This is a genomic window from Ktedonobacter sp. SOSP1-85, from assembly GCF_016587415.1.
Taxonomy (GTDB): domain Bacteria; phylum Chloroflexota; class Ktedonobacteria; order Ktedonobacterales; family Ktedonobacteraceae; genus Ktedonobacter.
This window is the reverse complement of the sequence record NZ_BNJI01000002.1, coordinates 607,295-620,667: the sequence shown is the minus strand read 5'-3', so window position 1 is coordinate 620,667 and position 13,373 is coordinate 607,295. Positions and strand designations below refer to the sequence as shown.

The window sequence follows — 13,373 nt, the reverse complement described above, 5'->3', positions numbered from 1 at the left end:
GGGCGGGGCGGCACATGGGTGAAATCGTATATCATCCATGCGTCGCCCCCGCGCCTTTCGTGCCAGGTGGCCGCCTGGCTCAAACAGTATCCTTCAATTGAAATTGTCAGCCGTGTATGAATGAATCCAGGATAATAAAAAGCGCCTTCCTAGGCACAAGAAAAACGCTCACATCATCCTGATTGCCTCAGATCTAGAGACCCGTGACAGTCGTCAGCGAAGTATTAGCAGTGGTAGAGAGCATGCCAGGTCGTTGGTCCAACAATGCCATCGACAGAACCAGCAGCAGGATAATCCCATTCTTGGAAAGCCATTATAGCGTCTTTTGTACGTTGACCGAAAATTCCATCTTCCGCAATAGGAAGAATACCCTTACCACGGACTAAGCTTCTAAGGTTCGTATGGTTATAGAACCAATTCACGGATTGTTGCGCGAGCTTCACAGCTGATCCTCTATCACCTTTTTGGACTGTTCTTGGACAATTTGGTCCATCAGGCGGAATGCTTGCATAAGATACAACATGCGCCGTTGCCCCTGCTGGCGTGGTATGAGGATTCATGCCCAGGGCCGCTGCATGTGCTGAAGGTGCCGAGGTAAAGGCACTCAATGAGAACAGTGCTGCCAGAAGAAGTGCACCGCACACCACCATTTTCAATGCTTTTCGCATGGTATTTTCTCCTTGACTGTGAAACATCAGATTGGTTAAACGATCTCTTACAATCGAAAGTATAGAAGAAAAGATGACCATTTCCCAGGACAGGCACCGGACACTTTCCGGTCAGTTTATCCTCTATGATCATCTTGACGTGTTTACTTTATTTGTATTGTTATGTGTGAAGTGAAGAGCAATAGCGCGAGAGAAGTTTTTTATTTTGTAACAAGCCAGACTGCGATTGAAATAGAGGTGTAAATGCCAATATTGTTTCCCAGGATATCGGCCAGGCCAAACTCCTCGTAGACCTCTCTGAGCAGGCTGTCATCCACGCGGCGTTTGCCTATGCGCGCTCCTTCGCAGCTCAGCCGAGCGCTTCGTAAATGCAAAGAAAGAGTCGGATCATGTCTCTTGTGGCTTAATAGTCCATAAGCGCGCCGCAGGAGATATTCACGGTGGAGGCAGTCATGGTGCGAGCTTGATCTGAAGCTACGAAGCTGCCACGTTGCCCACATCTGCGAGTTGTGCCGTTCTCTTTAGCAAGGCCGCCTGCTCTAGCCCGGAGATGATCTCGTCCCGCCCAGGGGCTGTGTTGGGGAGGGACTCGGGTACGCCTCCCGTTTTCAAATTTTTTTGCTTTGCATATGTATCAAGCTTACTCACTCACATCGGGAAAAACTTCTCCTATCTTGCTCTTATTCGAGGAGGCGAGGTTGTGCCAGAGGTAGTGGGTGGCGTAGGCGCGCCAGGGGCGCCAGGCCTCGGCGTGGGCCGCGATATGCTTGGGGCTGGCGGGCAGGTTATGTTGCTCGAAGGCGCGGCGCAGGCCCAGGTCGGTGACGGGGAAGGCGTCGGGATCGCCCAGGGCGCGCATGGCAATATAGCTGGCGGTCCAGGGGCCAACGCCGGGGAGGCCCTGGAGGCGGGTGACAGTCTCCGCGCGGTCGGCGCCACGGTCGAGGACGACCTCGCCTGCGTCTACGCTACGCGCCAACTCTTTGATGGCCTTGATGCGTGAGGTGGTGATGCCCAGGCCGTCCAGGCTGCCTTCTATAAGCTGGGCGGGCGTCGGGAAGTAATGAGTGAGTGTGCCATCAGGCTGGGCGAGCGGCTCACCGGTGGCGCGAGCGACGCGGGCCGCTAGAGTACGCGCACCCGCGACCGAGACTTGCTGACCAAGGATGGCGCGTACCGCCAGCTCAAAACCATCGAAGGCGCCGGGAATTCTCAGGCCGGGCAGGGCGGTGACGAGCGGCGCGAGCAGGGGATCTGCTTCTAGCATGTGCATGATGGCGTTGGGATCGGCATCCAGGTCGAAGAGGTTGCGACAGCGCTGGACAATGGCGCTTACATCATTGAGGTTATCCAGCGAGAGGCGTACCGCGACCGCGTGTATGGCGGGCTGAGGCTCCAGTTCGAGGAGGCCCTGAGAGCGTGCAAGGCGGATGGTGCGGCGGTAGACACCATTGACGACCTCTTCGACACCTGGTAGGGCGCGTTTCTCCAGATAGGCCAGCAGCGGGCCAAAGGCGTAGGGCGGGCGATATTGCAGGCGGAGTGTCAACTTGCCCGCGCCATTTCCTTCTGCGATCTGGCGGCGGCGAAACTCCGAGGGCGCGCAGGCAAAAAGCTGCTGCATAGTTTCATTAAACTGGCGGATGCTGGCGAACCCCGAGCTAAAGGCGATCTCGGTCAGGGGCAGGTCGGTCTGGTCTATGAGCAGGCGCGCGACCTGGGCGCGGCGACTGCGCGCCAGGGCCAGTGGACCCACGCCGACCTCGGCGGTCAGCTCGCGATGAATATGGCGCTCGCTAACGGCCAGGCGCTGCGCCAGCCCGGATACGCCCTCGCTATCTACCAGCCCTGCGGCGATCAAGCGCAATGCCCGTGCCACGAGGTCGGCGCGGACATTCCAGTCCGAGGAGCCGGGGCTGGACTCTGGATGACAGCGGCGGCAGGCGCGAAAGCCCGCCGCCTCCGCTGCCGCTGCGGAGGAGAAGAAGCGTATGTTGCGAGCCTGAGGTGTACGCGCCGGGCAGATGGGACGGCAATAGATGCCCGTCGAGGTTACCGCCGAGTAGAAGCGCCCGTCGAAGCGGGGATCGCGGCTACAGACCGCGCGATAACAGAGATCGAAGTCGGTATGCAGACTGGTGGAGGCTTCCATGGCATATTTTCCTTTGGCATAATGAGACGACGACACACGCGGAACACCCAGGCCTGGTTCCTTTGTGTGACTATCATACGCCACCAGGGAGGTTCTGACTAGCGGTTTTCGGACATGAACATTAGAGGTATGTGATGAGCAAAGTTGGCGGGCATCTGCCCGCCAACTTTGCTCATCACATACCGGGTGTGCCAGATCTGCTCTCATCTCAATTGGTATGTTCAATATATCTCGAAGTGGCCCTTGTAAGCAGACCATCTTCTGACTAAGATAGCTGGACAAATTGTAAGAGCGTAATTGCTCGATGCCATTTACCATCAACTGTCAGTTCCGCAATTAGCATTGGAAAGGCCAGAGAGACAAGTTATGAATACGCGCAAATCTACCTTTGAGATTACCAGGGCAACGATAGAACATGTAGCACTCATTGCACCGCTCTTCGACGCATATCGCCAGTTCTATCAGCAAGCAACAGACTTAGTAGCCGCGCAAAACTTTCTCACCGCGCGACTGCAGGAAAACAGTTCAGTGATCTTCCTCGCCCTGTCACTCAAAAGTGACGAAAATGGAGTACGGCAGGCGTATGGATTTACGCAATTGTACCCCTCCTTCTCCTCGGTCTCACTGAAACCTCTGTGGATATTAAACGATCTTTTTGTCATACCGGAAGCAAGACGTTCTGGTGTTGGCAAGGCCCTCTTAGACCGTGCAAGAGAATTTGCCGTAGAAACCCAGGCCAGAGGCTTAACCTTAACAACTGCCATCAATAATAGCAGTGCGCAAACTCTCTACGAGGTTGCAGGATGGCAGAGAGACGGAGAGTTCTATTCATATAATCTGTATTTATAGCGAAGAAAAAGAAGGGCAATCTGCTACTATGCATAGAAGAAAAAGAATATGCAACCATTCGGAGAAAAGGCATGGATAAGGATATCGTCATTCCACCAGGGCAAGAGCTTCCGTCTCAGGCATCATAGGATGAGATGGTACGAGCGGCGGAATCCTGAGTGTGTGCTACACTGGGAAGGAAAAAGGAGCGATTTATGAGTAACATTGATGTTCAAGCATTCCTGGAAGAACTGTATGCGCAGGGGCAGGCGAACGATGCCCACGTGCAAGAGCGCGGCCAGAAGATGCTCAATCTGGAGCCAGAGACGGCTCAGTTTCTCCATATCTTATTGCGTAGCACGCGGCGCAAGCATATCCTGGAAATTGGCACCTCGAATGGCTATAGTACGACCTGGCTGGCCTGGGCGGCCTCAGAGCATGGCGGTCGCGTGGTGAGCATTGATCGCGATCCGCATAAGCATGAGCTGGCAGATGCCAATCTGCGCCGAGCTGGCCTGCGCGAGCTTGTCGACCTCAAGTGTGGCGATGCCACAGAGATTATCGCCAACCTATCCGGACCACTGGATTGTGTCTTCTTCGATGCCGACCGCTATAGCGCGCCCGCGCAGGTCAGGCTGCTGCTCCCCAAACTGGCTACCGATGTCTTCCTCCTGGCCGATAATGTCATTTCGCATCCCGACGAGATTACTGGTTACTTGAAGACTCTCGATGAACTCCCACAGTTTGAGAAGCTGGTTATTCCCATTGGCAAGGGCCTGAGCGTCGCATATCGCTCTGCCTGAAGATGCTGAGGCACGTTCATGTCCGAAAACCGCCAGCGAGGGTCCAGGATATGCGCTATTATAGGCGTAGAGCTAGGGCCCGACGCTGCTAAAGCACGCGTCTACATATGATGGCGCGAGATGCCCGTATCTTTATATGTAGACGCGTGCTTTAGCAGCGTCGGGCAAGAAAGGATGGGAGCATAACCTATGAAGCGCTTACATATGGATAGTTTGGAATCGCCGATTGGCACGATTGTGCTGGTGGAGGACGAGGGGCGGCTCTGTTCGCTGGACTACACGGACTATGAGCAACGCATGATGATGTTGTTGGAGCGGAGGTATGGTCCGGTGAGCCTGGAGCCACAGGCGGACCCCTGCGGCTTTAGCAGCCGGGTGCGCCGCTACCTGGAGGGCGATTATCAGAGTCTGGACGAGATACCTGTAAATACGGGTGGAACGCCTTTCCAGCAGGAGGTCTGGCAGGCGCTGCGCTCTATCCCGCCAGGGCAGACGCTGAGCTATGGTGCGCTGGCGAGCAAGCTAGGGAGGCCAACGGCATCCCGGGCGGTGGGACGCACCAATGGGTTGAACCCGGTGGCAATCGTCTTGCCATGTCATCGCGTCGTCGGAGCCGACGCCTCTCTCACCGGGTACGCGGGTGGGCTGGAACGGAAACGCTGGCTATTAAGCCACGAGCGTATCGGTTTGTAAATTGCTCTTATAGCGGGAGAAGTCCAAGCCAGCTTGGACCCTACAATTGCATAAATCAATTGTCAGGCGCCCTGGACATCTTGCTCGGAGGGTTTCTGGACGAGGATGGGAAGCTGGTAGAAAGCGGCCCCAGCCAGGGAGCGCTCGCTCATATCAAAGGTCTCAAAGCTGAGTTTATGCGCGCCATCAAAGGCGAACTCGCCCACAAAGTGGAAGCCGGCTTTGCTAATGCCGCGCCTGGAGGCTTCATTACCAGGGGCATAGCCAATCCAGAAGCGTTCCACCTGGGCGGGTTCCTGGCGCATAATGCCCTGTAAGAGATGGGGATAGATGCCGCGTCCACGCCATTCGGGAAGTGTCCTGAAGTCCCACAGGTAGCGCTCATTGGCGTGAATAGGGAAGAAGAGTTGAAATTCGAGAATGTAGCCTTCACGTGTCGCGACCCAGCCATAGGAGGTGGGTGTCTCTTCCATGTAGGCGATGTAGAAGAGATTCTCCTCGCCGAGGCGCTTTTCAACCTCCTGCGTAGAAAGCTCAGCTATCTCAGTGATGAGAGAGATATCTGTGCTGGTGCGCGCAGAAAAGGATGGTAAAGGGGGGAGTTGTGGAAGGTTATCTCCACGCCACCAGGTTCCCAAAGGCATAGTGAATCACTCCTTGAGAGTATAATCTCTACTTTATTTAGAATTGTAAAGATCACTGAACTATTAATTACATATACTATACATGTGTTAGGATACAACAAAAAGTTGTTCTGAGCAAAGAGAATAGTAATGAGAGTGAGTATGTGGCCCGACGCTACTAAATGGTGAATTCACGTAGTTCGTCGATGTAGGGTCCATGCTGGCATGGACTGCGAGCGAAGCGATGTTCAGGGCACAAGTCCATGCCAGCATGGACCCTACAGATTATGTGAATTCATCACTAAAGCACGCGTCTACATATTACGTGCATATGTAGACGCGTGCTTTAGCAGCGTCGGGCCTACACCGCTCAGCCGTTTTCCGCGCACTCTCTCTCATTCTTTTTATATTGAAGTGGGGCGATACTTGCGCATGACGCGGGTGACCTCGTCGAGGGGGAGGCCATAGACGGTGCGGCCCTTATAGCCGACCATGGTGTCGGCGGCGGTGAGGGCGTTAAGGATGGATTCCTCGGTGGCCTCGGCAACGGCCTCGATGATGGGGTCCATGTGGTCATGGGGCAGCATCTGGAGGTCGATGGGAGTTTGCGAGCCGACCGGGAGGTGGTTGCCAGTGGCGAAGGCGATGAAGATATCGCCGCTGCCATTGCTACCCACTCCACCTACACGCGCCAGTCCCACGGTTGCGCGGCGTGCCAGGCGCTGGCACTGTACCGGGATGAGCGGGGCATCGGTGGCGACAACGACGATAATAGACCCTCCCTTGGGCGGCTCGATCCAGGGACTGGCGATCTGTGAGAAGTCGAGTTCGCGGCCCACGGGAACGCCGCCGATGGAGAGCAGGTTGCGACTGCCATAGTTGGCCTGCACCAGGACGCCCACGGTGTAATTGGCATGAGCATATTTGATGATGCGCGAGGAGGTGCCAATGCCGCCCTTGAACTCGTGGCAGATCATGCCCGTGCCGCCGCCGACGTTCCCCTCGGCGACCGCGCCTGTACGGGCGGCCTTGAGCGCGCGGAAGGTATGCTCACGCGTCACATGAAAGGCCTCGATATCATTGAGCCAGCCATCCCAGGTTTCGCCTACCACGGGCAGGCTCCCTGACCAGGATGAGGCGATGGAGGGCGGAACCTCAAAGCTAGAGGCTATCTCAAGCGGGTAGGCGCAGAGGGCGTCGCGCACCACGCCGACCGAGTTGGTATTGGTGATCGCGATAGGCGTATGGATTAGCCCGGACTCGGCGACCCAGGGCAGGCCCGTCATCTCGCCGCAGCCATTGAAGCTGAAGTAGCCCGCGAAGGCGTGGTCGCTCCAGATGGCTCCCTCGCGTGGCACAATCGTGGTCACACCCGTACGGGCAGTGCGGCCCTCGTCGGAAATAATGGTCTCATGCCCCACCAGAACGCCCGGTACATCGGTAATGGCGTTATAGGTGCCCGTGGGATAGTTGCCAATCGTAATGCCCAGGTCACGCAGACGCGCTTGTGTCATATATGTATACTCCTGTATTGGGATGGTAAGGGTATATGCTGGCAGAGCTGATGGAGCCTGCCCTGCTAGCACACAAAGGTACCCAAAGGATATCACACAAAGGTACCCAAAAGACATATAGGGTGTGAGAGCGAGCAGGCTCGGCCTGCTCGCTCTCACACCCTATATGTCTTTTAAATTTCCGTGGCGCCCGTGGCCTGAGGCGAAGCGTTGGGCGCCACGCAGGGCCTCGCCCGAGTTGAGCACCTCCTGGCCCCGGCTGGCCTCGTTATGCAGGGCGGCAGGCATCTCCATGCCCCATTGTTCATAGGCTGAGAGGCGGTCGGAGCGTAGGCAATGTTGTGGCAAGCGGGCCAGTTCACGCGCGAGTTCGAGCGCGTGCGCAAGAGCCTGCCCGTTGGGGACGAGGCGATTTACCAGGCCCATGGCCAGGGCTTCCTGCGCGGGGACGCTGCGCCCGGTCAGGATCAGGTCGAGCGCGCGGCCATGGCCGATCAGGCGGGGCAGGCGAATGGTGCCGCCATCGATGAGCGGGATGCCCCAGCGGCGATTATAGACGCCAAAGGTCGCGTTCTCGGCGGCCACGCGCAGGTCGCACCAGAGGGCGATTTCCAGCCCACCCGCCACGGCATAGCCCTCAACGGCTGCGATCACTGGCTTACTGAGCTGCATATGCGTCACCCCCAGGGGCGCGTCGCCGCCTTGCAGCAGATCCGGCATGTCGCCCTGCTGTGAGACGGTGGCCAGGTCGAAGCCAGAGCAGAAGGTCCCCTGCGCGCCCGTCAGGACCGCGACGGACAGCGTATCATCCTCGTCAAAGGCGCGAAAGATCTCGGCCAGGCGGCGCGCCGTAGCGGGATTGATGGCGTTGCGGACCTGGGGACGGTTCAGTGTCACGACCAGGACATTCTCCTGGCGCTCGCTGAGCACAAGCTCTGACGGCGGTGTCGATGACATAATGTACTCCTCCGAGATAGAAAAATATGGTGGCCCTACTCATTCATGGTCTAAGAGTATCTTAAAGGTAGAGGGTAATGCAAAGATAAGTGGTTTATTTATGAGGGGGAATGGTTATGATCGAGCGCATGCTTGCCCCGCTTGATGGGTCGGCTAGATCAGAAGAGGCGTTGACTATCGCCGGGCGCCTGGCACGAGCTACGGGCGCCTCGCTACTCCTGATGCGCGTCATCACGCCGGAGCAGTTCCATATGCATCTGCATACGGACGTCTCGGAGTATGTGCTGGAGGAGGCGCGCAAGATGTATCTTGAGGAGGCCGAGACATATCTGAAGCAGGTCATGGCGTCCTCGCGCCTCCAGGGCGTAAGGGCGAGCAGCAAAGTCGTGGTTGGGCTGCCAGGCGATTGCATTTTGCGCCAGACTCAGGAGTATGATGCTCAGTTGATTGTCATGTGTAGTCATGGGGAGAGAGCGGAGGGCGTGCGCTGGCTTATGGGCAGCGTGGCGCAGTATGTCGAGCGGCAGAGTCCAGTCCCCGTGCTGATTGTGCGGGATGAGCGATTTTTCACGGGCCTGAGGCAGGGAGAGGCACCAGGAATTCTGTGTGCCCTCGATGGCTCGCCCTATGCAGAGACCGTGCTTCAGCCCGCCGCTGAACTTGCGCAGGCCCTTGCCCAGCCTGAGCCTGGACGTATACATCTCATGTACGCGGTCAAGGTTCCCTCAGCTACAGAAGAGCCTGGAGAGGCACAAGAGGAGGCGGCGACCTACCTGAAAGCCTGTCAGGAGCGCTTCCAGACTGGCGATCTCAAGCAATATGAGTTGAAGATCGTCTCCTCCATTGTCACCTACAGGCCCGGTGAGCCGCTCTGGCAGAAAATCCTCGCCACCTCCTGTTATGACACTCAACGTGAGATTATCGCCATGGCGACGCATGGACGCGAGGGCCTGCCCCGCCTACGCCAGGGGAGCGTCACCGAGGATGTACTGCAAGCCTCAAGCCAACCCCTATTGATTGTGCATCCCCAGCCCGCCGACATGGAGCATGTCACTCAGGCAAGCAAAGCAAAGCACCAGCAGGAGGCACCATAAAAGTTAAGGTAACCCTGCCGGGCGGGTGCGTTTCTCTTGCCTGGAGGCGTAGCTGCCCAGCAGGAGGGGCCTGGTAGGTGCGCCCTTTAGAAGCACATCCAGGCCCCTCCTGCTGGGCAGCGGGCTTCACGCGCCTCGCTATCTCCACACACGTTCTTCTAACGCGCTTTTAGCTCCATTGTGGCCGTGCTACGCAAGCGGTGAACAGCGCCTTCTAGCCAGCTGTGCTCGGCCTCTAACAAGGTATATGTGTGATCTTGAATGAGCAGGTTTAGCAATTCTCCATCATCATTCCGCTTGTGTATGCTTAGCCACTCCTGAGAGCGCTCAATGAGATTCTGGCGCTCCTGAAGGACCGTCAGGGCCTCGGCGGGCGTGAGATGCGAGAGAAACGCCAGCCCCAGGTCTACCTCGTTAAACTCCTGGTGTGGGTGGACAAATTGTCCAAAGAGGTTAAGAAAACGTAGTCGCTCACTCTCAGGCATTGTAGGGGGGCAAAGGCAGATGGTTTGCCACATACAGCTATCCTTTCTCGGAAGAGAGAGACGCCTTCAGGGTCGGGTTGCGCTTAAGGGCTTGATAGCGTGTGCCAATAAGGCCGATGAGCACGAGGGCGCCGATGCCAACGAGCATATGCGCGACGCGAATAAGCCAGTGAAGATCGCCGATAAGCAGCCTGTCCTGAGTCATGCCAAAGATCGGCAGGATCGGTGCATAGATGATACTGATTATGCCTAGCAGGCGTAGACCTCGGGAGAAGAGCATGGCGATGCCCAGACCCAGCAGCGAGAGTGTCACGATAAATCCAAACAGCATGTGTACATTAAGCAGATCGATATGGAAGAGCCAGAAGGCCAGGCCCAGTAAGAGCGCCCCCAGGCCAATGATACTGGCTACCCAGCGTGTGATTTGTACCGCAATCATTTAAGAAGACTCCTTTCATATACCGTCTTTAGTGGTAGCCATAGTGTACTCAGCCTGAATGACAGCGGCGTGAACTTTCGCGCCTTTTTTTGTCATCGTTTTGTCATCTATCCATGCGATAATTAGGGGGTAAGATATGTTGGCGTGGCAGATGCTGAAAACACCTCTTGAAGAGAGGAGTGAAATTTTCCGATGCGTATTCTTGTGATAGAAGATAATTACCGCCTCAGCGAATCATTGAAGACAAATCTCGTCAATGAGAGATATAGTGTGGATGCAGCCTATGATGGTCAGGAGGGGCAGGACCTTGCCGAGCTAGCTCCCTATGATCTGATCATCCTGGATATCCTTTTGCCCAAGAAGGATGGCCTGGAGGTATGTCGTGAGCTGCGCCGGCGCCGCGTGCAAACGCCCATTTTGCTCCTGACCGCGCGTGATAGCATCGATGACCGCGTGCGGGGTTTGGATTGTGGCGCCGATGATTACCTGGTCAAGCCCTTCGCCATGAATGAATTGCTGGCGCGTTTGCGAGCTTTGTTGAGACGCCAGCAGCCCTACAAAAGCGCGCGCCTGGAGATAGGAAGTCTTGTTGTTGACCCGGCTACGCATACCGTGGAACGCGAAGGGCAGGCCATCGAACTTACACCCAGGGAGTATGCATTACTGGAATACTTCATGTATCATCCCGGCCAGGTGGTGACGCGAGATATGATTGAACAGCATATCTGGAACTATGATTTTGAGTGCAGCTCGAATGTCATTGATGTCTATGTGCGCAGGCTACGCCGCAAGATCGATGCCCCCTTTACTACGAAGCTCCTGACAACTATTCGCGGCGTGGGCTACTGCCTCTCGTCGCCGGGCGACAAGCAGGAGGCGCAATGAAAAAACGCCAACCTGCCCGCGTGTCCTTTCTCTCCAGTGTGCGTGTGCGCCTGACGCTGTGGTACCTGGCCATCATTGCCTTCATCCTCTTCCTTTTCGGCGGCAGCTTGTATGCGACTCAGACATTTCTGAGTCCTGACGTGGCTGAAAGTAAATTGGAGACACAGCTGTACCAGGATACGCAGCACCTGCGCGATACCTATAAGCAGGCCCTCTTGCAGAAATCCGCTCTTTCTTCACTGCGATTCTCTCTCTCCCAAAACGAGGTCGTGCTCCTGCTACGACCGGATCACACAGTTCTGGACGTACGAGGCACGCTCCCGGCTGACAGTATACAGCAGCTCCAGGAACGTGCTGATAGTAACCAGGCATTATTTGATATAACCATATCTCAGTCGCAGCACTCGGCGAACTGGCGAGGCGGAGGCAGCACCTATCGCTTCCTGGCCACGCCTCTTCTGGAGCACGATGCGCGGGTCGCGACGCTCATGGTGGGCCAGGCGAAAGCATATCCTGTGCAGTTATTATCCATCTGGCTCTTCCATGCCGCCATGGGGCTGCTGGTCGCGGCCATAGGAGGGTATTGGCTGGCTGGCAAGGCTCTCCAGCCAGTCAAGATGATCACGCGTACCGCCAACGAGATCAATGCGACCGACCTGCGCCGACGCCTGCATCTCCGACGCAAAGATGAATTTGGTGAGTTGGCCGCGACCTTTGACCAGATGTTAGCGCGCCTGGAGGCTGCGTTCAAACGCCAGAACCAGTTTGCCGCCGACGCCAGCCATGAACTGCGCACGCCGCTCACCATTATCAATCTGGAGATCAACCAGGCATTAACGCAATCGACGCACTTACAAAATCCCGAGAACTACCGCGACACACTGGAGCGTATCCAGGCCGAGAATGAGCAGATGACGACCATCGTCAACAGCCTGCTCCTCCTGGCGCGGGCGGACACGGGCCAGTTTACTCTGCACAAGGAAGAGGTCGATTTGAGTGATATTGCTCTTGCCAGCGTTGAGCGCCTGCTGTCCCTGGCGCAGCAGCATCACGTAAGCCTGGCCACAGGTGAATTACCCGAACTTCTGATCGAGGGAGACGCCCAGCATTTGAGCCGGATGCTCATGAACCTGGTGGAGAACGCTATCAAGTATACTAGTGGCGTAGGGAAACATGTCTGCGTAGAGCTAACGGCTGAAAAATCCTGGGGTATTATTCGCATCCAGGACGATGGTCCCGGCATAGCGGACAACCACCTCCCCTACCTGTTTGATCGCTTTTACCGGGTGGATAAAGCGCGTACACGCAGGCAGGGAGAGGCCCAACCCGAGGATATCCAACCCGGTGGCACGGGCCTCGGCCTCTCTATTGCCCAGTGGATCGCCCACAGCCATGGAGGGGAGATACGCGTCCAGAGCACGATTGGGGCAGGCTCACTCTTTGAAGTTCGCCTGCCGTTGAAGGAGACGGGGGAGTCGGGCCGCTTCCCGTGTGTATGCTAGCCCAGGCGCAGGCCGCCATCGCATTCAATGATGGAGCCAGTTGTGAAGCCGTTGCTGAGCAGGAAGGTGATAGCATGGGCCACGTCCTCGGGTTGGCCTACGCGCCCAACAGCCGACGTGGTGGCTGATTGGTCGAAGAGCGCCTGGCGCTGGTTCTCGGGCAGGTTATCCCACCAGGGGGTAGCGATGACGCCGGGGGAGACCGCGTTGACGCGCAAGGGTTTAAGCTCGGCGGCGAGCGGCGCGATCATGGCCTCCAGGGCGCCATTGATCGCCGCGAGGCCCGCGACCCCAGGCATGGACGAGCGAGCAGAAATGGCCGTGACAAAGGTGAGCGAGCCATCTCTGCGCAGCGTCTCCAGCCCAAGCTGGGCCGCCTGGATCTGTGGCCAGAACTTGGCCGCGAAACCCTCGCGAAGCTCGTTCAAGTCAAGTGAGGCGAAGGCGCCGCCGCCCTTGCCACCGCTTAGCGTGAGTACCAGGTGATCAAACGTGCCCACACGCTTGAAGAAGGTTCGAAGCTGCTCCGCATCTGTGGCATCGATTGCCTCTCCAGTCACATTACTGCCAGCGACCGCCATGGCTTGTTGTACCTTCTCCGCCTGGCGTCCACCAATGATAACCTGCGCGCCCGCCTGCGCGAGCATCTGCGCTGTTGCCAGTCCAACCCCCGAGGTGCCACCAAGAATAATAATCCGCTGCTGATCGAGGTTCATATGTGATCCCTTCT

General features: G+C 56.8%; 16 protein-coding genes. 6 read left to right on the top strand and 10 right to left on the bottom strand.

The features are described 5' to 3' along the window. Positions 1–224: 224 nt before the first annotated feature. The 4 genes from KTE_RS30960 to KTE_RS30945 form a co-directional block, all read right to left on the bottom strand. Positions 225–668: a peptidoglycan-binding protein gene (locus KTE_RS30960; protein WP_201388342.1), complete on the bottom strand. Its 444-nt coding sequence runs from the start codon at positions 666–668 to the stop codon at positions 225–227. A 200-nt stretch (positions 669–868) separates the two neighbouring features. Further along, positions 869–1,042: a hypothetical protein gene (locus KTE_RS30955; protein ID WP_201388340.1), complete on the bottom strand. Its 174-nt coding sequence runs from the start codon at positions 1,040–1,042 to the stop codon at positions 869–871. A 100-nt stretch (positions 1,043–1,142) separates the two neighbouring features. Then, on the bottom strand, positions 1,143–1,280 hold the full coding sequence (locus tag KTE_RS30950; protein ID WP_201388338.1) for a hypothetical protein: 138 nt from the start codon (positions 1,278–1,280) through the stop codon (positions 1,143–1,145). 28 nt (positions 1,281–1,308) lie between these two features. After that, complete coding sequence (locus KTE_RS30945; protein WP_201388336.1) at positions 1,309–2,820, bottom strand: DNA-3-methyladenine glycosylase 2; 1,512 nt, start codon at positions 2,818–2,820, stop codon at positions 1,309–1,311. Between the two features lie 366 nt (positions 2,821–3,186). On the opposite strand from KTE_RS30945, the gene KTE_RS30940 reads away from it, so the two are divergent. The 3 genes from KTE_RS30940 to KTE_RS30930 all read left to right on the top strand — a co-directional run bounded on the left by KTE_RS30940 (position 3,187) and on the right by KTE_RS30930 (position 5,144). After that, complete coding sequence (locus tag KTE_RS30940; RefSeq protein WP_201388334.1) at positions 3,187–3,669, top strand: N-acetyltransferase; 483 nt, start codon at positions 3,187–3,189, stop codon at positions 3,667–3,669. Positions 3,670–3,863: 194 nt separating this feature from the next. Then, the gene (locus KTE_RS30935; protein WP_201388332.1) at positions 3,864–4,451 is read left to right on the top strand and encodes an O-methyltransferase; all 588 of its coding nucleotides are present in this window, start codon (positions 3,864–3,866) and stop codon (positions 4,449–4,451) included. A gap of 204 nt (positions 4,452–4,655) precedes the next feature. Continuing rightward, on the top strand, positions 4,656–5,144 hold the full coding sequence (locus tag KTE_RS30930) for a methylated-DNA--[protein]-cysteine S-methyltransferase (RefSeq protein ID WP_236600747.1): 489 nt from the start codon (positions 4,656–4,658) through the stop codon (positions 5,142–5,144). 62 nt (positions 5,145–5,206) lie between these two features. Here KTE_RS30930 and KTE_RS30925 read toward each other — a convergent pair whose 3' ends face one another. From KTE_RS30925 to KTE_RS30915, 3 genes are all read right to left on the bottom strand, one after another. After that, positions 5,207–5,788, bottom strand: coding sequence for a GNAT family N-acetyltransferase (locus tag KTE_RS30925; RefSeq protein ID WP_201388328.1), 582 nt, complete (start codon positions 5,786–5,788; stop codon positions 5,207–5,209). A 383-nt stretch (positions 5,789–6,171) separates the two neighbouring features. After that, entirely contained in the window at positions 6,172–7,281 is a 1,110-nt protein-coding gene (locus KTE_RS30920) for a P1 family peptidase (RefSeq protein ID WP_201388326.1), read from the bottom strand. A 162-nt stretch (positions 7,282–7,443) separates the two neighbouring features. After that, positions 7,444–8,238, bottom strand: a complete 795-nt coding sequence (locus tag KTE_RS30915) for a crotonase/enoyl-CoA hydratase family protein (protein ID WP_201388324.1) — start codon at positions 8,236–8,238, stop codon at positions 7,444–7,446. 116 nt (positions 8,239–8,354) lie between these two features. Between KTE_RS30915 and KTE_RS30910 the strand changes: the two genes are divergently transcribed. Further along, complete coding sequence (locus KTE_RS30910) at positions 8,355–9,332, top strand: universal stress protein (protein WP_201388322.1); 978 nt, start codon at positions 8,355–8,357, stop codon at positions 9,330–9,332. A gap of 158 nt (positions 9,333–9,490) precedes the next feature. On the opposite strand, the gene KTE_RS30905 is transcribed toward KTE_RS30910, so the two are convergent. Both KTE_RS30905 and KTE_RS30900 read right to left on the bottom strand, forming a co-directional pair. Continuing rightward, a complete protein-coding gene (locus KTE_RS30905; RefSeq protein WP_201388320.1) occupies positions 9,491–9,850 on the bottom strand; it encodes a hypothetical protein in 360 nt (119 codons plus the stop codon). 4 nt (positions 9,851–9,854) lie between these two features. Next, positions 9,855–10,256 carry a hypothetical protein gene (locus KTE_RS30900; protein WP_201388318.1) on the bottom strand — a complete coding sequence of 134 codons (402 nt, stop codon included), beginning with the start codon at positions 10,254–10,256 and terminating at the stop codon, positions 9,855–9,857. A gap of 192 nt (positions 10,257–10,448) precedes the next feature. Here KTE_RS30900 and KTE_RS30895 point away from each other — a divergent pair, with 192 nt between their 5' ends. Both KTE_RS30895 and KTE_RS30890 read left to right on the top strand, forming a co-directional pair. Further along, entirely contained in the window at positions 10,449–11,141 is a 693-nt protein-coding gene (locus KTE_RS30895) for a response regulator transcription factor (RefSeq protein WP_201379145.1), read from the top strand. Beyond that, positions 11,138–12,643, top strand: coding sequence for a cell wall metabolism sensor histidine kinase WalK (locus KTE_RS30890; RefSeq protein WP_201388316.1), 1,506 nt, complete (start codon positions 11,138–11,140; stop codon positions 12,641–12,643). The genes KTE_RS30895 and KTE_RS30890 overlap by 4 nt, the downstream gene beginning before the upstream one ends. Here KTE_RS30890 and KTE_RS30885 read toward each other — a convergent pair. After that, on the bottom strand, positions 12,640–13,359 hold the full coding sequence (locus KTE_RS30885; protein ID WP_201388314.1) for an SDR family oxidoreductase: 720 nt from the start codon (positions 13,357–13,359) through the stop codon (positions 12,640–12,642). The genes KTE_RS30890 and KTE_RS30885 overlap by 4 nt on opposite strands. Between the last annotated feature and the right edge of the window lie 14 nt (positions 13,360–13,373).

What these genes read in the sequence shown, in the direction of transcription:
- KTE_RS30960 (WP_201388342.1), bottom strand. Translation starts at nt 668, where the DNA reads ATGCGAAAAGCATTGAAAATGGTGGTGTGCGGTGCACTTCTTCTGGCA.
- KTE_RS30945 (WP_201388336.1), bottom strand. Translation starts at nt 2,820, where the DNA reads ATGGAAGCCTCCACCAGTCTGCATACCGACTTCGATCTCTGTTATCGC.
- KTE_RS30940 (WP_201388334.1), top strand. Translation starts at nt 3,187, where the DNA reads ATGAATACGCGCAAATCTACCTTTGAGATTACCAGGGCAACGATAGAA.
- KTE_RS30935 (WP_201388332.1), top strand. Translation starts at nt 3,864, where the DNA reads ATGAGTAACATTGATGTTCAAGCATTCCTGGAAGAACTGTATGCGCAG.
- KTE_RS30930 (WP_236600747.1), top strand. Translation starts at nt 4,656, where the DNA reads ATGGATAGTTTGGAATCGCCGATTGGCACGATTGTGCTGGTGGAGGAC.
- KTE_RS30925 (WP_201388328.1), bottom strand. Translation starts at nt 5,788, where the DNA reads ATGCCTTTGGGAACCTGGTGGCGTGGAGATAACCTTCCACAACTCCCC.
- KTE_RS30920 (WP_201388326.1), bottom strand. Translation starts at nt 7,281, where the DNA reads ATGACACAAGCGCGTCTGCGTGACCTGGGCATTACGATTGGCAACTAT.
- KTE_RS30915 (WP_201388324.1), bottom strand. Translation starts at nt 8,238, where the DNA reads ATGTCATCGACACCGCCGTCAGAGCTTGTGCTCAGCGAGCGCCAGGAG.
- KTE_RS30910 (WP_201388322.1), top strand. Translation starts at nt 8,355, where the DNA reads ATGATCGAGCGCATGCTTGCCCCGCTTGATGGGTCGGCTAGATCAGAA.
- KTE_RS30905 (WP_201388320.1), bottom strand. Translation starts at nt 9,850, where the DNA reads ATGTGGCAAACCATCTGCCTTTGCCCCCCTACAATGCCTGAGAGTGAG.
- KTE_RS30900 (WP_201388318.1), bottom strand. Translation starts at nt 10,256, where the DNA reads ATGATTGCGGTACAAATCACACGCTGGGTAGCCAGTATCATTGGCCTG.
- KTE_RS30895 (WP_201379145.1), top strand. Translation starts at nt 10,449, where the DNA reads ATGCGTATTCTTGTGATAGAAGATAATTACCGCCTCAGCGAATCATTG.
- KTE_RS30890 (WP_201388316.1), top strand. Translation starts at nt 11,138, where the DNA reads ATGAAAAAACGCCAACCTGCCCGCGTGTCCTTTCTCTCCAGTGTGCGT.
- KTE_RS30885 (WP_201388314.1), bottom strand. Translation starts at nt 13,359, where the DNA reads ATGAACCTCGATCAGCAGCGGATTATTATTCTTGGTGGCACCTCGGGG.